At 66.7% G+C, this 17,024-nt stretch carries 17 protein-coding genes; 16 read left to right on the forward strand and 1 reads right to left on the reverse strand.

The annotated features are described in order from the left end of the window. Window positions 1–33 precede the first annotated feature (33 nt). From HMI57_RS03970 to HMI57_RS19000, 6 genes are all read left to right on the forward strand, one after another. A complete protein-coding gene (locus HMI57_RS03970; protein WP_171584596.1) occupies window positions 34–1,020 on the forward strand; it encodes a glutathione S-transferase C-terminal domain-containing protein in 987 nt (328 codons plus the stop codon). A 392-nt stretch (window positions 1,021–1,412) separates the two neighbouring features. Next, window positions 1,413–2,393, forward strand: a complete 981-nt coding sequence (locus HMI57_RS03975) for an iron chelate uptake ABC transporter family permease subunit (protein ID WP_228720925.1) — start codon at window positions 1,413–1,415, stop codon at window positions 2,391–2,393. Between the two features lie 101 nt (window positions 2,394–2,494). Next, window positions 2,495–3,463, forward strand: a complete 969-nt coding sequence (locus tag HMI57_RS03980; RefSeq protein ID WP_171584701.1) for an iron chelate uptake ABC transporter family permease subunit — start codon at window positions 2,495–2,497, stop codon at window positions 3,461–3,463. Between the two features lies 1 nt (window position 3,464). Beyond that, a complete protein-coding gene (locus HMI57_RS03985; protein ID WP_171584598.1) occupies window positions 3,465–4,352 on the forward strand; it encodes an ABC transporter ATP-binding protein in 888 nt (295 codons plus the stop codon). Beyond that, entirely contained in the window at window positions 4,349–5,485 is a 1,137-nt protein-coding gene (locus tag HMI57_RS03990) for a siderophore-interacting protein (protein ID WP_171584600.1), read from the forward strand. Before HMI57_RS03985 ends, HMI57_RS03990 begins: the two co-directional genes overlap by 4 nt. A 291-nt stretch (window positions 5,486–5,776) precedes the next feature. Continuing rightward, window positions 5,777–6,466, forward strand: coding sequence for a M23 family metallopeptidase (locus tag HMI57_RS19000; RefSeq protein WP_228720907.1), 690 nt, complete (start codon window positions 5,777–5,779; stop codon window positions 6,464–6,466). A gap of 11 nt (window positions 6,467–6,477) precedes the next feature. Here HMI57_RS19000 and HMI57_RS04000 read toward each other — a convergent pair whose 3' ends face one another. Then, window positions 6,478–7,440, reverse strand: coding sequence for a diacylglycerol kinase family protein (locus HMI57_RS04000; RefSeq protein WP_171584602.1), 963 nt, complete (start codon window positions 7,438–7,440; stop codon window positions 6,478–6,480). Window positions 7,441–7,549: 109 nt separating this feature from the next. Here HMI57_RS04000 and HMI57_RS04005 point away from each other — a divergent pair, with 109 nt between their 5' ends. The 10 genes from HMI57_RS04005 to HMI57_RS04050 all read left to right on the forward strand — a co-directional run bounded on the left by HMI57_RS04005 (window position 7,550) and on the right by HMI57_RS04050 (window position 17,022). Continuing rightward, window positions 7,550–8,320: a GDSL-type esterase/lipase family protein gene (locus tag HMI57_RS04005; RefSeq protein ID WP_171584603.1), complete on the forward strand. Its 771-nt coding sequence runs from the start codon at window positions 7,550–7,552 to the stop codon at window positions 8,318–8,320. Window positions 8,321–8,376: 56 nt separating this feature from the next. Next, window positions 8,377–8,874 (forward strand): MarR family transcriptional regulator, encoded by a 498-nt coding sequence (locus tag HMI57_RS04010; protein ID WP_171584605.1) that lies wholly within the window; start codon window positions 8,377–8,379, stop codon window positions 8,872–8,874. Continuing rightward, the gene (locus HMI57_RS04015; RefSeq protein WP_171584606.1) at window positions 8,871–9,992 is read left to right on the forward strand and encodes a sugar phosphate nucleotidyltransferase; all 1,122 of its coding nucleotides are present in this window, start codon (window positions 8,871–8,873) and stop codon (window positions 9,990–9,992) included. Before HMI57_RS04010 ends, HMI57_RS04015 begins: the two co-directional genes overlap by 4 nt. Window positions 9,993–10,230: 238 nt before the next feature. Next, window positions 10,231–10,467: a 50S ribosomal protein L28 gene (gene rpmB / locus HMI57_RS04020; protein WP_019481733.1), complete on the forward strand. Its 237-nt coding sequence runs from the start codon at window positions 10,231–10,233 to the stop codon at window positions 10,465–10,467. After that, complete coding sequence (gene rpmG / locus HMI57_RS04025; RefSeq protein ID WP_019481734.1) at window positions 10,467–10,634, forward strand: 50S ribosomal protein L33; 168 nt, start codon at window positions 10,467–10,469, stop codon at window positions 10,632–10,634. The genes rpmB and rpmG overlap by 1 nt, the downstream gene beginning before the upstream one ends. Window positions 10,635–10,638: 4 nt before the next feature. Beyond that, a complete protein-coding gene (gene rpsN / locus HMI57_RS04030) occupies window positions 10,639–10,944 on the forward strand; it encodes a 30S ribosomal protein S14 (protein WP_171584607.1) in 306 nt (101 codons plus the stop codon). A 131-nt stretch (window positions 10,945–11,075) separates the two neighbouring features. Further along, window positions 11,076–12,245 (forward strand): MFS transporter, encoded by a 1,170-nt coding sequence (locus tag HMI57_RS04035; RefSeq protein ID WP_171584609.1) that lies wholly within the window; start codon window positions 11,076–11,078, stop codon window positions 12,243–12,245. Window positions 12,246–12,383: 138 nt separating this feature from the next. Further along, on the forward strand, window positions 12,384–12,674 hold the full coding sequence (locus tag HMI57_RS04040) for an HU family DNA-binding protein (protein ID WP_019481737.1): 291 nt from the start codon (window positions 12,384–12,386) through the stop codon (window positions 12,672–12,674). Between the two features lie 188 nt (window positions 12,675–12,862). Beyond that, a complete protein-coding gene (locus HMI57_RS04045; RefSeq protein WP_171584611.1) occupies window positions 12,863–15,019 on the forward strand; it encodes a cytochrome c oxidase assembly protein in 2,157 nt (718 codons plus the stop codon). Beyond that, window positions 15,016–17,022 carry an NHL domain-containing thioredoxin family protein gene (locus HMI57_RS04050; protein WP_171584613.1) on the forward strand — a complete coding sequence of 669 codons (2,007 nt, stop codon included), beginning with the start codon at window positions 15,016–15,018 and terminating at the stop codon, window positions 17,020–17,022. Before HMI57_RS04045 ends, HMI57_RS04050 begins: the two co-directional genes overlap by 4 nt. The last annotated feature ends 2 nt before the right edge of the window (window positions 17,023–17,024 follow it).

The raw sequence follows: 17,024 nt of genomic DNA on the forward strand, positions 1-17,024 counted from the left end.
CGACAGCCCGCAGCGGGATATTAGGCTGAGGATATGACTGAGAACGAGCACAGCACGCGCGGCGCCTACGTAAATACTGGCAAAGAATTCAACCGCGACACCACCTACATCGAAACCCGGATCACCCGCGACGGGGCGGACGGCTACCCGGTGGAAGCCGGACGCTACCGGCTGATCGCGGCCCGCGCCTGCCCGTGGGCCAACCGCGCCATCATCGTGCGCCGGTTGCTCGGACTCGAGGACGCCATTTCCCTCGGTACTCCCGGCCCCACCCACGACAAGCGGTCCTGGACTTTCGACCTGGACCCCGACGGCCGCGACCCGGTCCTGGGCATCGAACGCCTGCAGGAGGCATTCTTCAAGCGGGACCCCGAGTACCCGCGCGGCATCACCGTGCCGGCGATCGTTGACGTGCCGAGCGGCGCCGTCGTCACGAACAACTTCCCGCAGATCACTTTGGACTTCTCCACCGAGTGGAAGGACTTCCACCGCGAAGGTGCACCCGACCTCTACCCGGAGAAGCTGCGTGCCGAAATCGACGAGGTCAGCAAGAGGATCTTCACCGAGGTCAACAACGGGGTCTACCGCTGCGGCTTCGCCGGTTCACAGGAAGCCTACAACGACGCCTACGATCGGCTGTTCGCCGCGATGGACTGGCTTGAGGAACGTCTGAGCCACCAGCGGTTCCTGGTCGGCGACACCATCACCGAAGCCGACGTCAGGCTCTTCACCACGCTGGTGCGCTTCGACGCCGTCTACCACGGCCACTTCAAGTGCAACCGGAGCAAGCTCACCGAGATGCCGGCCCTCTGGGGCTACGCCCGGGACCTTTTCCAGACCCCCGGATTCGGTGACACGGTGGACTTCGACCAGATCAAGGACCACTACTACATCGTGCACGAGGACATTAACCCCACGGGGATTGTGCCCAAGGGTCCGGATCTGGCCAACTGGCACACCGAGCACGGCCGGGAGCGCCTCGGCGGGCGACCGTTCGGAAACGGTACGCCTCCCGCCTAGCCCGTTCGACAGTCTTACTGGGTGGGATGCCAAGCCCCCCCACGTCAGACATCAAGGCCCCGCCCGTACCGGAATTCCCGGCTTCTGGCGGGGCTTTCGGCGTGTTGGGGCAACACGCCGCGGTACGGCGACGACGGTCCGCGGTACCCGGGGAAACCTGCACGCGCTGGGCCTCGGTGCGGTCAAGCAATCGCACGGAAGAGCACCAATTAAGTAACATAACCGTTTCCTAATGGAGGTAACCCTAGGCTAGCCTTACTTGAGTCGGTGTTTAGGTTCCCGGCGATCGACGGTCCGGACGGATAAGGAGGCGCGCCATGGCAGTGCAGACTGCACCCGCGCCTCTGCAGAGCCCTCCCGCCACCCCGTCGAAGCCACGCGGCCAACACCGGATGCTCAAGCTGGGTGGGGCAATGCTCGTGCTCGCCCTGGTCTGCGCCGCGTCCCTCGCCTTCGGGTCCCGGCCCATCAGCTTCGACGTCCTGGTCGCCGCGCTCACCGACTTCGACCCCACCAACGGCGACCACGCGGTGGTCCATTCACGGATTCCGCGCACCGTGACCGGCCTGATGGTGGGCGCCGCCCTCGGCCTCGCCGGCGCCGCCATGCAGGGAGTGGCACGCAACCCGCTCGCGGATCCCGGCATCCTCGGCGTCAACGCGGGAGCAGCACTCGCCATCGTGATGGGCATCTACCTGTTCGGCGTGGCCGACGTGAGCGGCTACATCTGGTTCGCCTTCGGCGGTGCGGCGCTGGCCGCCGTCGTCGTCTACGCCATTGCCAGCCTGGGCCGGGAAGGCGCCACACCGATCAAACTCGCCCTCGCTGGCGCCGCGCTTTCCGCTGGCCTGGGCAGCCTGATGAACGCTGTCCTGGTGTCCAACCAGGAGACTCTTGACCGTTTCCGGTTCTGGCAGGTGGGCACCGTGGCGGGCCGGGGCTGGGACATCCTGCTTCCGGTGCTGCCGTTCCTGATCATCGGCACCCTCCTGACGCTGGCGACCGGCAAGGCACTCAACAGCCTCTCCCTGGGCGACGACATCGCCCGCGGACTCGGACAGAACGTTGCGGTGGCCCGCGGCGTCGCCGCCCTCGGCGTGGTCATCCTGTGCGGCGCGGCCACCGCCGCGGCCGGGCCCATCGCCTTCGTCGGCCTGGTGATTCCCCACATCGTGCGCGTCCTCACCGGCCCCGACTACCGCTGGATCCTCCCATTCTCGGTGGTCCTCGCACCGGTGCTGCTGATCAGCGCCGACATCGTCGGCCGCCTGATCCTGCCGCCTGGCGAGGTACAGGTGGGAATCATGACCGCCGTCATCGGCGCGCCGGTCTTCATTTGGTTGGTCCGGCGTCGGAAGCTGGCCCAGCTGTGACCCTGCAGACCTCCCCGCCGGCCACACCGACCGGCCCGGTGAGGAACACCCACGACGTCCTGAGCGGCGCCCGCCGCCACCAGTCGGCACAACGACGCCGGATGATCCTGATCCTCGCCGCGATCACCGTGGTGCTGTTTGCCGTCAGCGTGCTGCTCGGCAGCTACACCGTCACCATTCCCGACTTCTTCAGGATCCTCGGCGGCGCTGACATCCCCGGGGCCACCTTCATCGTGATGGAGAACAAACTGCCCCGCGCGGTCATCGCCGTCCTGATCGGGGTGGCCTTCGGTCTGGCCGGCACCATCTTCCAGACCATGCTCCGCAATCCGCTCGCCAGCCCCGACATCATTGGGATCAGCTACGGTGCCAGCGCCTCGGCGGTCGCAGCGATGGTGCTGTTCGGTGCAGCAGGCGTGGCGGTGTCCCTCTCCGCCCTGATCGGGGCGCTGGCCGTCGCCGGCGCGATCTACTTCCTCTCACGCCGCGGATCAGTGGCCGGGTACCGGCTCATCCTGGTGGGGATCGGGTTCGCCGCCGTCATGCACGCGATGGTCAGCTTCCTGCTGACCCGCACGGACATCCGCACCGCGTCGGACGCGATGGTCTGGCTGAACGGCTCCCTCAACTCGAGCAACTGGGACCGGGCAACCATCCTGGTCCTGGCCCTGCTGCTCCTGATCCCCGCCGCGGCGGTCCTCTCCCGCGGGCTGCGCGGACTGGAACTCGGCGACGACATGGCCGCCAGCCTGGGGCTGAAGGTGGAGCCGTCCCGGCTCGGCCTGATCACCGTGGGCGTAGCCCTCGCCGCCGTCGCCACAGCTGCGGCCGGCCCGGTGGCCTTCGTCGCCTTCCTTGCCGGCCCCATTGCCCGCCGTCTCGTCAAGGGCGCCGTCTCACTCACCGCCGCTGGCCTGGTCGGCGCGGTCATTGTCCTCGCCGCCGATTTCGTGGCAGCCAACATGATTCCCGGTGTCTCACTGCCGGTCGGAGTGGTGACGGGCGTTCTCGGCGCACCGTTCCTGCTCTGGCTGCTCGTGACCGCCAACCGTTCAGGCCAGGGAGGCTGATATGGCACTCACAGCCAGCGAGCTGACACTCGCATACGATGACCGCAAAGTGGTCCAGGACCTCACCCTCGAACTGCTGGCCGGGAAGGTGACAGTGATCGTCGGCGCCAATGCCTGCGGCAAGTCCACCCTGCTCCGCGGGCTGGCCCGCCTGCTCAAGCCGTCCGCCGGCGTCGTCAGCCTCGACGGCAAGGACATCCACTCGCTTTCCACCCGGGCCGTCGCCCGCACCCTGGGCCTGCTGCCCCAGACGCCGGTAGCGCCGGACGGCATCACCGTCGCCGACCTGGTGGGCCGCGGCCGCTACCCGCACCAGGGCTGGTTCCGCCAGTGGACCGACGACGACGACGCCGCCGTGGCCGCAGCGCTGGAAGCCACCGACACCCTTGAACTGGCGGACCGGTTCGTCGACGAACTCTCCGGCGGTCAGCGGCAGCGCGTCTGGATCGCGATGGCCCTGGCGCAGCAGACCGACATCCTGCTCCTGGATGAACCCACCACGTTCCTTGACGTCACCCACCAGGTGGAAGTGCTCGACCTCATCACGGACCTGAACCGGCGCGATGGCACCACCGTGGCCATCGTGCTCCACGACCTCAACCTCGCAGCCCGCTACGCAGACCACCTCATCGCGATGACCGACGGCCGGATCGCCGCCCAGGGCAGCCCTGCCGAGGTGGTCACCGAAGAAACGGTGACCGCCGTGTTCGGTCTGCAATGCCGGGTCATCCCCGATCCCGTGTCCGGAACTCCCATGGTGGTCCCGGTCGGCAGGCATCACTCCGGCGACGGAACCACTCCCGCAGCACCCGAATCGACCACCGGGCAGGGGTTCCTGCCTAATCCGCAGGACACGCTGTCCGCGCACCACCTGGAGGCAGCATCATGACCGAAGTCAGCAACCGTACCGCCCGCCCGGGCCAGCGGAATGCCGAGCGCGCCGAGTCCGCCGTCGCGGCGGTGACGGCGTTCGACGTCGTCGTCACCCGGGTCCAACGCCTCAGCGACAACTTCCAGCGGATCACCTTCGGGGGAGCCCACCTCCGGGACTTCGGCGTCCAGGGCCCCACTCTCGACCTGCGGATCAAGATGATGATCCCCGCCACCCGCGACGACGACGCGCCCCGGCTGAACCTGCGCGAACTGCTCGAGACGCCCACCGAGGGGCCCGGCTGGTACCAGCAGTGGCTCGCCATGGATCCCGCCGAGCGTGGATCGATGCGCACCTATACGGTCCGGGAAACCCGGTGCGACGCCGAGGAGCCCGAGATCGACGTCGACTTCGTCATGCACTTCGACGCCGATGGCAACGGGGGACCGGCATCGCTCTGGGCCGCCGCAGCGACCCCCGGCGACCGGATCTGGATGATCGGTCCGAACATCCACGCTGCCACCTGCACCACTGCCGGCTCCTACGGCGGCATCGAATGGCGTCCCGGACTGGCCCAGCACGTGCTGCTCGCCGGTGACGAGACCGCCGTGCCCGCCATCAGCGCCATCCTGGAATCCCTGCCGGCCGACATCGGCGGACATGCGTTCCTCGAAGTGCCGGATCCGGCCGACTTTCAGGACGTGATCACCTCGTCAGCGGTCGAAATCACCTGGCTGGCCCGTGGCCAGCGACCCCACGGGGAACTTCTCGACGCCGCGGTGCGCGACGCCGTCCGGGTGCCGGGCTGGGTATCCCTGGCTACGCCATTCGCCGTCGGGGTGGATCCGAGTTCGCGGGCTGGTCTGACCCTCGCGGCTGCGGCGGCGGCCGCCGCCGGCCCGGAACCCGAGGAAGTCAACATCGACGAGACGATCCTGTGGGAAACCCCGCAGCGGCTCAACGCGTCAACCCTGAATACGTCGCTGAACCCGGACCGGCCCTCGGGTGCGCTGCCGTTCTACGCCTGGATTGCCGGCGAGGCTGCGGTGGTGCGCGGGCTCCGGCGCTACCTGGTCCGTGACGTGGGTATCGACCGTAAGCAGGTGGCCTTCATGGGGTACTGGCGACAGGGACGATCGGAACTAAGCTAGTCGCCGCGCCGCAAGTCGAGTAACGAAATTGTAACTTTCTGGTAACTCGCCTACGCTGGAGGGAGCCAACCGCATCTTTTTGGCTCCCCGACTGCACGCCCGACCCTGCCAGCAGCCGGCTCCCAATCCATCGTGGCAGGGGTGGAGGATCACCTTCAGGCAGTCGGCTGACCACAGCGCCGTCGCCCTCCGCGGACCTTACCTCCCCTTTGGGAGCCGCAGCAGTAGGCCGAGCCATCCCGTGCTCGCACCCGATAGCTATCCTCACCGGCGTCAAGAGAGGTAATCGTTTTGCTTCAGCCGGTCACGTCCGGACGCCGCCGCGCGCCCGCCCAGTCCACATCCACCCGTCGGCCAGCTGCACTGGCCACCGGCGCGCTCGCTGCAGCAGCGGGAATCGCCCTCACCGCGTTCTTCCCGTCGCCGGAAATGTCGCCCACAGCGGCTCCCACTGCTGGCGACGGACCCGCCGTGGCCGCACCCGTCACTGCCGATGCCCAGGCAGTGATCGATTTCGGCAAGGAATCGCCGCAGGCCACTGCCGCGACCAAGGCCCCGAAGACCACTGTGCTGTCCACGTCCGTCGATGAGATTGCGTTTGCGGCCCCCATCAAGGGCGCAGCGATCGCCTCGTCGTTTGGGTACCGGGTCAACCCGATGGGCGGGTTCGGCGACGAACTGCACACCGGAACCGACTACGCCGGAGCCTGCGGTACCGCAGTGCAGGCCTCGCGGGCCGGCACGGTGGTCGAATCAGGCTGGCACGCCTACGGGGGAGGCCAGCGGATCGTCGTGGACCACGGCGGTGGGCTGGAAACCTCGTACAACCACCTGAGCGTGCTCGGGGTCAACGTCGGCGCCAAGGTGTCCAAGGGCCAGAACCTCGGCGCGGTCGGCAGTACCGGCAACTCGACCGGTTGCCACCTTCACTTCGAACTCCTGGTCGACGGCGAGAAAGTGGACCCCCAGAGCAGGCTGTAGCCCCCTTCCGCTTACGGAGTGGGGTTGGTGACTACCGCTGGGTCCTTCTTGCCGTAGGGCATCCGCAGCCGCAACGAGTTCGGGTCCACGCGCAGGGCCATGTGGGTCCCCTTGCCGAGGGGGTCCCCGTCGAGCTGGATCTCCTGCGGCTCGTCCAACTGGATTTCGGCGCTCTTGCACTGGAAGTACTCCAGCGACGGGTCCTTGCCCTTGCCCCGGGCGAACAGCTTGCCCACGACGCCGAACCAGCCCAGCCGGCCGTGGGGGGCCACGGTCATGATGTCCAGCAGCCCGTCGTCAATCTTGGCGCCCGGGAAGATCTCCAGGCCGCCCATGATCTTGCCGCAGTTTCCGCCCATCACGCTGCGCAGCCGGCGGGTGATCGTCTCGCCGCCGTCGAGTGTGATCCGGGTGCGGGCCGGTTTACCGCCCAGGTTCCGGATGCCGGCGTCGACGTAGGCCAGCCAGCCCACCTTGTCCTTCAGGTCATCGCGGGTGTCAGCCATGATTGACGCGTCAAAGCCCAGTCCGGCCATCACCAGGAACACGTGGGACTCCTGGGCGCGGTCAACCTTCACATGGACGACGTCGACGTTGCGTTCAGTGCCGAAGAGGGCTGCTTTCGCGGCCTGCTCCGGATTGTCGACGGCAATGTCCAGGTTGCGTGCCAACAGGTTTCCGGTGCCGAGCGGGATCAGCCCCAGGGCGGCCCCCGTGCCCGCCACCACCTCGGCGACGCAGCGTACCGTTCCGTCACCGCCGGCGGCAATGACGACGTCGACGCCGGCGTCAACAGCCTCCTGAGCCTGGCCGCGGCCAGGATCGTCGACGGTGGTCTCCAGGTACAGCACGTCTTCCCAGCCCTCAGCCGCGCAGAGCTCCGAGACGATCGCACGAATGTCAGCGCCGGTGTTCTTGACCGGGTTGATGATCAACGCGGCGCGCTTGGCCCGGGTGTCGGAGGGCTGGGTCATGATGTCCTTCTCGGATGGAGGGGGAGGGATGGTGGACGCTGTACAAAAGAAGTTGTCAGCATACTTGCTACCTACCTTATCCCGCGGCGGGAGCAGGTAGCCTCGTCTAGTGGAATTCTCTCAGCGTTACGTGGCCCTTGGCGATTCATTTACCGAAGGTGTCGGCGACTGGCACGCCGCCAGCCCCAACGGGGTGCGGGGGTGGGCGGACCGGGTGGCCGAGCAGCTGATCCTCGCCGACGGTACATGGGGCTACGCGAACCTCGCGGTCCGCGGCAAGAAAGTGCGCCAGGTGCTCGATGAGCAGGTGGACCGGGCCCTCGCCCTGGAGCCCACACTGATCACCCTCTACGCCGGCGGCAACGACATCCTGCGGCCACGGATCGACATCGACGCGCTGATGTCAGCGTACGACGACGGTGTGGGCCGGCTGGCAGGCTCGGGGGCCGCCGTCGTGCTGTTCACTGGATTCGACTCGGTGGGCTCAGCGGTGTTCGGGAAGACCCGTGGCCGGACCGCCATCTACAACGAACTGGTCCGTGAAATCGCCGACCGCCACCACGCCGACGTGGTGGACTACTGGCGGTTCAGGGAGTTCCAGAACTGGGGTTACTGGGACACCGACCGGATGCACATGTCCTCCGCCGGCCACACCCTGATGGCCAAACGGGTCCTTGAAGTGCTGAGGGCCTCCCACGAGATCGACCTGCCCGAACTGGACGCTGCGCCGGCCGCCTCGCGGATCAACCAGTTGCGGGCTGACGCCCAGTGGGCGCGGGACTACCTTTCGCCCTGGGTGGGCCGCCGGCTGCGCGGCGTCTCATCAGGGGATGTGCTGACCGCGAAGTACCCGGAGCTGACCCGCCCGGTGTGGGAGTAGCAGCCGAAGCCAAGGCGGGCGCGGTCCGGGGGCGCGGTGTGTGCCAGAATGACCAGATGAATGGTGTCAGGTGGTTGAATCCCGAGGAGCGGCAGGCCTGGCTGGCGCTTTATGCGGTCACCACCATCCTTCCGGGATCCCTGGACGGGCACCTGTTCCGACAGGCAAAAATCACCCTGTTCGACTACCACGTCCTGGCGATGCTCTCCGAGGCTGACGACCTGACCCTCGCCATGAGTGACCTCGCGGCACGGTCGAACGCCTCCCTGTCCCGGCTCAGCCACGTGGTGAAGAAACTGGAGGGGCGCGGCTGGGTGTCCCGCAGCCCCAGCACGGTCGATGGCCGCGTGACCACCGCCACCATTACGCGGGACGGGATGGAGAACCTCAAGGTCCTCGCCCGCAAGCATGTGGAGCACGTGCGGCAGGCGGTCTTCGACGCGCTGACCGACGACGACGTCCGGGACCTGGAGCGGATCGGGAAGAAGATCCTCGCCAGTCTCGATGACACCCACTGGATCCTCGACCAACCCTCACCAGGAGCACAACCATGAAGCCACCCTCAGTCCTCGCCATCGTCTTGGCCGGAGGATCGGGCGGTCGCCTGGGAACGTTAACCGACAGGCGCGCCAAGCCTGCCCTGCCCGTCGCCGGCAGTTACCGTCTGATCGACATTCCGCTGTCCAACCTGCACCACAGCGGGTTTTCGGATGTCTGGATGGTGCAGCAGTACCAGCCGAACTCGCTCAACGACCACCTGGCCAACGGCAGGCACTGGGATCTCGACCGGACCAACGGGGGGCTGCGGGTGATGCCCCCGTTCGAGGGACGGGACGGTGAAGGGTTCGCCGACGGCAACGCCGACAGCCTGTACCGGCAGGCGGCCTTCATCAGGGAGTTCAACCCCGACCTGGTGCTGCTGCTCAGCGCCGACCACCTGTACCAGCTGGACTTCCGCGACGTCGTCCAGACCCACCTGGACGCCAAGGCCACCGCAACGATCGTCACCACACGGTTCGACGGCGACGCCTCCGCCCACGGGGTCGTCGAGGTTTCCGGGGGTGCAGTGACCGGCTTCGAGTACAAGCCCGACACACCGAAAACCGACCTGGTCGCCACCGAGGTGTTCCTGTTCGACGCCATGCACCTGCTGGATACCCTCGAACTGTTGGAGAAGGAAGAGGGCGGGCTCGACGACTACGGGGACCAGCTGCTGCCCCACCTGGTGGAACACTCAACAGTGGTCGAGCACCGCCTCGAGGGGTACTGGTTGGATCTCGGCACCCCCGAGAACTACCACCGCGCCCACATGGAACTGCTCGACGGCGATGGTCTGCGGTTCGACGACCCCGACTGGCCCATCATCACCGGCAGCCCCCGGCGCGTACCGGCGTTCGTGGGGAAGGGCGCGGTCGTCACCGACTCGATGCTGGCACCCGGAAGCCGCATCTTCGGTGAGGTCACCCACAGCGTGATCGGGCCCGACACCGTGGTGGAGGCTGGCGCCGTCGTCGTCGATTCAATCCTGCTGGACGGGATCGTCGTCCCGTCAGGGGCTCGGGTCCACCGCTCGATCGTTGACTCCGGTGCCACGCTCGACGACGGCGCCCGGATCGGCAGCGACGACGCCGTGACGGTAGTCGATCGCGACGGCGACACCACCAGCGATTAGCCATAACTGACGCCAGCTCCTAGAATGGAAAGGCATCAGGTGGCGGAGCGTGCGCAATTGCTCCGATTTTCTGGGAATCATCTTCCGGGGAATCGGTAGTTAGGGGCTCAAGTTGCGCGAAAACCGCTAATAATCCCGACAGTCTCGGCTGTCGTTTTGGGCGCCCCTGGCCGCATTCCAAGGCGGGTAAGACTGCCGGTACCTAGGTACATTTCATTTAACTCTTTGGAGGATCGTCATGGCAGCTCACTGCCAAGTGACTGGAGCCGAGCCGGGCTTTGGGCACAGCATTTCCCACTCACACCGCCGCACCAAGCGCAGGTTTGACCCGAACATCCAGAAGAAGCGCTACTGGGTTCCGTCCCTGCGCCGCAATGTCACGCTGCAGGTTTCTGCCCGCGGCATCAAGACCATCGACGTGCGCGGTATTGACGCCGTCGTCGCGTCGATCCTGGCCCGGGGAGTGAAGCTCTAATGGCAAAAGATAAAGACGTACGCCCGATCATCAAGCTGAAGTCCACGGCCGGCACCGGGTACACCTACGTGACCCGCAAGAACCGCCGTAACGACCCGGACCGCATGGTTCTGATGAAGTACGATCCCAAGATCCGTAAGCACGTCGAATTCCGAGAGGAGCGCTAATCACATGGCTAAGAAGTCTAAAATTGCCCGCAACGAACAGCGCAAGGTAATTGTTGAGCGCTACGCTGCGAAGCGCCTCGAGCTGAAGAAGACCCTGGTTGACGCCAACGCAACCGATGAAGCCCGCGAAGAAGCACGCCTCGGCCTGCAGAAGCTTCCCCGCAACGCCTCACCAGTGCGCCTGCGCAACCGCGACCAGATCGACGGTCGCCCCCGCGGAACACTCCAGAAGTTCGGTATCTCCCGTGTCCGCTTCCGCGACATGGCTCACCGTGGCGAGCTGCCCGGTGTAACCAAGTCCAGCTGGTAACACCCGCTGGCTGGTAGCTACCAGTAACGCACGAGGACGACGACCCACGGGTCGTCGTCCTCATGCGTTAAGTCTCGTGCATTAAGTTGGGTACGTCGGTGACCGAATCCCCGGCCTGAAAGGTCAACCCCGTGCCGCAGCAGAAACTGCTTCAACCGCCCATGCTGCTCCTAGCCGTCGGCGGGTTCCTTGCGGTCGCCACCGAGGTACTCCCCATCGGGTTGCTGCCCCTGATGGCCGAGGATCTGGGCGTCACCGAGTCATCGATCGGGCTGTTGGTCTCCGCCTATGCTGCCGTGGTGGTGTTCGCGTCGATTCCCCTGAACGCGTGGACCAGCGCTCTGCCGCGCAAGCCACTGCTGGTGGGCCTGTTGGCAGGCTACGGCATCAGCAACGTGGTCCTGTGCCTGGCGCAGGACTATTCGATCGCCCTGACCGGGCGGGTACTCGCGGGAGCCTGCCACGCCCTGTTCTTCGCGGTGGTGTTCGGTTACGCCACCCGCTTGGCGCCGCCGGGGCGGATGGGCGCAGCCGTCGCCCTCGTCAACGCCGGAAACGCCGTCGCCATCGCGGTCGGGGTGCCGCTGAGCACGTGGCTGGGCGCCACGGTGGGCTGGCGGTGGTCCTTCGGCTGCGCGGCGATCATCGCGCTGCTGCTCGCGGTGGGCGCAGCCGTGGTGATGCCAGCGATCCGCGGATCGGCGGTATCCGGTGGGACGCAGCTGAGGGAAGCCCTCGCGGAGCCAGCCCTCCGGCGGGTAATCGTCGCGGTAGTGGTAATGATGACCGGCCAGTTCGCGCTGTACACCTTTATCACGCCGGTGCTGCTGCAGTCCGGGTTCACCGCGACCAACGTGGGGTTCGCCCTCCTCGCCTACGGAGGAGCCGGAATCCTGGGGCTGCTGCTGTGCAGCCGTTTCACCGACACGGCGCTCCGGCCCGCGCTCCTGCTGTCCCTGCTGGTGATGACCGGCTGCTTCCTGGCGATCGCCCTCCTCGGGGGCTCACCGGGCTGGACCCTGGCCGTGGTGATCGTGTGGGGTCTGCTGTACGGGCCAGTGCCGTCCTACGTGACCACTGCGGCGCTGAGCGCCTCCCGCGACCACCCCGACACGGTGGCTGCCGTCCACAATTCGACCTTCAACATCGGGATCAGCGCCGGGGCACTCGTCGGAGCGCAAATGCTGTTGGTGAGCGATCCCTCCGGGATTGGATTCGCCGCGGCAGCGCTCACGCTGGTCGCATTGGCAGTCGTGTTCACGGGTGCCAGGCAGGGATTTCCGCGAAAGACCCCAAAATAGTGCCCTTTGGCACCTAAAATCCCTCAAAAAGACCGGAAACGACCGGAGTTTGATGCTCAAGCTGGTAAGTTTTCGCACAGAGGCTTTCAGAACCGTGAAGGCTTTACAAATAAACGGACAAGTCCAGGAGGACGTAAATTGGCAACGAAAGAAACCAAGAACCGCAGCGAACTGGTAGCAGAAGTAGCAGCGAAGGCTGACACCAGCCAGACCGCCGTTAACGGCGTTCTTGACGCACTGTTCGATGTACTGGCAACCTCAGCTGCCAACAACGTCAAGGTCACCATCCCCGGTTGGCTCGCTGTCGAGCGCACCGAGCGTGCCGCCCGCACCGGCCGCAACCCTCAGACCGGCGAGACCATCCAGATTGCAGCAGGCAGCAGCGTCAAGCTGACCGCCGGCTCCAAGCTGAAGGCTGCTGTCAAGTAGTCACACACGCCGTCCGCTAAGGACTGTAGGCCGCCACCCTTTCCGGTGGCGGCCTTCCCTTTTTAACCCTGCCGTCCCTTTTGCCCGGCCGGCCGCATCAGCCCCGGCACGTGGCAGAACCCCGCGGCGTCGGGAAATGACGTAAGCCGAATTGTTACCCCTTCTACGCAGGGTAGACAATAGGAAGCGTGGCTACGACAACCAAGGTGCCCCGGCCGACCGACCGCCCGGGAACGGATACCCCCGGGGTGAAGGTGGGCTGGCTGATTGCTGGCGGGGCCGCCGTCATCGTGGCACTGGTGCTGGCGCTCCTGTTCTCGGGTGCTGCGGGGCCGCGACAGCTTGGCGACCCGGGCCCGCTCACCCGCTGGGGGCTGCCCACGGCGAAGGCGTTGAACAACATCTCCGTGGCAGCGGTGATCGGGTCACTCGTCTTCGCCGTCATGATTCTTCCGCGCCGGGTCAGCCCAACCCATCGGCGCTCCGACGCCGGAAAGCCCGGCGAGGAACACCCCGCCTTCAGCGCGGTGATGACCCTCGCATCGGTTGCAGCGGTGTCATGGACCCTCTCCGCCGTCGGTGTGCTGCTGTTCACCTACTCGGACGCCGCGGGGCTGCCGCTGAGCAGCGACCCCGGCTACACGGAGGGCCTGGCGTCCTACCTCACCGACTTCGACACCGGCAGGGCCTGGCTGTCGACGGTCATGATCGCCGCCGTCGTGGCCACCATGACATTCGGTGCCCGATCCAGCGGGTGGCTGGCGCTGACCGGCATCCTGTCCCTGATCGGGTTGATGCCGATGGCGCTGATCGGCCACTCCTCCAGCGGCGACGACCACTACGCCGCGATCAACTCGATCGCCCTTCATCTGGTGGGGGTCTGCCTCTGGATCGGTGGGATCACCGTCCTGGCCGTGATCGGTGGACGCCTGGGATCGCTCACCCCGAGCGTGCTGCGCCGCTTCTCCGCCCTGGCAGGATTCGCCTTCATCCTCGTGGTGTTCTCCGGGGTAATCAACGCGAGCCTGCGGATCGACAATCTGGGCCAGCTGGGATCGGAGTGGGGCCTGCTGGTCACCTTCAAGACGATCGCCACCCTCCTGCTGGGCGGGATCGGCCTGATGCACCGGCAGTGGATCATCCCCCAGCTGGGCGGGGGGACAGGGTCACTCACCGGCGGCCAGCTCTCCGCACGGCGGGTTCTCTGGCAACTGATCGCTGTGGAACTGCTGATCATGGGCGCGGTGTCGGGAGTCGCCGTCGCCCTGGCGCGCACCGCACCACCGGTCAGCGACGAGATTGCCCCCGATGCGTCTCCGGCGAGGATCCTCACCGGCTACGAGCTGCCCCCTGAACTGACCGGTGCGCGGTGGCTCACCGAGTGGCGGTTCGACTGGCTGTGGGTCACTTTCGCCGCGGTGGTTGCCGTCGCCTACATCTCGGGTGTCGTGAAGCTCCGCCGGCGCGGGGACACCTGGTCCCTCCTGCGGCTGACCTGCTGGCTGATCGGGCTCGCGCTGCTGACCTACATCACCTCCGGCCCGCTCGCCGTGTACGGGATGGTGCTGTTCAGTTCCCACATGGTGGGCCACATGGCGTTGACGATGGTGGTGCCGCTGTTCCTCGTGCTCGGCGCCCCCGTCACGCTGGCGTTGAAGGCCCTGACGCCGCGCGGTGACGGCTCCCGGGGCATCCGCGAGTGGATCCTGGTGATCGTTCACTCGCGCGCCTCAGCCCTGGTGACGCATCCGTTGTTCGCGGCCGCGAACTTCGCGGGCTCCATTGTGATCTTCTACTATTCGCCGCTGTTCGGGTTTGCGATGCGCGAGCATGTGGGCCACGAGCTGATGTACGTGCATTTCCTCATCACCGGCTACATCTTCGTGCTGTCGATGCTTGGCTCGGACCCGGTGCCGCGCCGGGCGCCGTACCCGCTGCGGATCCTGCTGCTCTTCGCCACCATGGCCTTCCACGCCTTCTTCGGCGTCGCGCTGATGGGGTCGACGTCACTGCTCCAGGCCAGCTGGTTCGGCAACATGGGCCGTGACTGGGGCCCTTCGGCGCTCGAGGACCAGCAACTGGGCGGCGCGTTGACTTGGGGAATCGGTGAGATTCCGACGCTGCTGGTGGCGATCGGCGTGGCGATCATGTGGTCACGCGACGACGCCCGGGAGTCCAAACGGACCGACCGCGCCGCTGACAGGAATAACAACGCCGACCTGACCGCTTACAACAACATGTTCGCTTCGCTCGCGGAACGCGACAACCGCCGCGGTCCGGGTACACCGGGACCCGGTAAGCCAGCACCATCCCAGAAGCCTGACCGACCAGGAGCACGTGAATGACTGAGACTTCGATCCGCACCGACTACCGGGTGCGCGCCTCCGAACTGGTGGGCCGCAACTGGCTCAACACCGGTGGGCGCCAGCTCACCCTGGAGGACCTGCGCGGAAAAATCGTGATCCTCGACTTCTGGACCTTCTGCTGCATCAACTGCCTGCATGTCTTGGACGAGCTGCGCCCCCTGGAACAGAAGTTCAGCGACGTTGTGGTGACGGTAGGTGTCCATTCGCCCAAGTTCGAGCACGAAGCCGATCCGGACGCCCTCGCAGCCGCTGTTGAACGCTACGACATCCAGCACCCCGTCCTGGACGACCCCGAGCTAACCACCTGGCAGGCGTACACCGCCCGCGCCTGGCCCACCCTGGTGGTCGTGGACCCGGAAGGGTACATCGTGGCGCATCTCTCCGGTGAGGGCCACGCTGCCGGACTGGAGTCACTGGTCCAGGAACTCGTCGAGGAACACTCGGCCAAGGGAACCCTGCACCGCGGCGACGGACCCTACGTCCCCGCCGAGGCCACCGCGGGTGACCTGCGCTTCCCCGGTAAAGCGGTACCCCTGGCCGGCGGAACCCTGCTCATCGGTGATACCGGCCACCACCGGCTGGTCGAGCTGGACGCTGACCTCGTCACCGTCCACCGCACGATCGGCTCGGGGGAGAAGGGCGCCGCTGACGGCACCGCCGCCGAAGCCCAGTTCAACGAGCCGCAGGGCCTCGCCGTCCTCCCGCCGGAGGTAGCGGAACAGGCCGGGTACGACGTCGTCGTCGCCGACTCCGTGAACCACCTCCTCCGGGGCGTGACCCTCGCCGACGGGTCGGTGCGCACGATCGCCGGCAACGGTGTGCAGCGGCTCCTCGATGCCGGAAACCACGTCAAGGCACGCCCTGCCGAACTGCAGGAGAGCCCCGACCAGCTGGGCGGGTACGACGGCGACACCCCCGAGGACGCCACCCCGCGCCTCACCGACACCCACCTGGGCACCGAACCGTTGCAGGTGTCGCTGTCCTCGCCGTGGGACGTGCTCTGGTCGACCGTTCTGGAACGGGTAGTGATCGCGATGGCGGGAACCCACCAGCTGTTTACTTTCGACCCGGTCACCGGCGCAGTGGACATCCTCGCGGGTACCGGGCTGGAGGGACTGCTCGACGGCGACGGCTCCGAGGCCTGGTTCGCCCAGTCCTCGGGACTCGCGGAGGACGCCGCCGGCAACCTTTGGGTCGCCGACTCGGAAACCTCAGCGGTCAGGACCCTGTCCTTCCCCGAGGTCAACGGCCGACGGCGTACCCAGGTGCGGACCGCTGTCGGGACCGGTCTGTTCGACTTCGGGTTCCGTGACGGTGCAGCCGAGCAGGCCCGGCTGCAGCACCCCCTCGGAATCACTGCGCTCCCCGACGGGTCGGTGGCCATCGCCGACACCTACAACGGTGCGGTGCGGCGCTTCGACCCTGTCACCGGACAGGTCTCAACCCTGGCACGCGGCCTCTCAGAGCCCTGTGACGTCCTGGTTGACCTCACACCCACTGCGTCGGGTAGCGAGCCGCTCCTGATCGTTGTGGAAGCCAACCGGCACCAGCTGGTGCGGGTGCCCATCCCCAAGGAGGCACTGGCCGTCGACGAAGGGGCTTCCCAGACGCAGCGCCCCCAGACACCCGTCGCACCGGGCACGCACGCGCTGACCGTCCGCTTCGCCGCTCCGAAGGGGCAGAAGCTGGACGACCGGTGGGGCGATCCCACCCAGTTGAAGATCTCCTCGTCCCCCGAGACGCTACTGCTTTCCGGCGGTGGAACCTCGGTAGGCCTGACCCGCGAGCTGGTGCTCAACGACGCGGTCACCGAGGGTGTCCTGCACATTACCGCGCGCGCGGCCGCCTGCGACGGTGAGCCGGGCGGCGAGATCCCCGACCACGCGGCCTGCCACCTGTACCAGCAGGATTGGGGTATCCCGGTGCGGCTGAGTTCCGAGGGCGAGACCGAACTGACGTTGGACCTCCGCGGCCTCGACTAGTC

Source organism: Arthrobacter sp. 260, assembly GCF_013116745.1.
GTDB lineage: Bacteria > Actinomycetota > Actinomycetes > Actinomycetales > Micrococcaceae > Arthrobacter_D.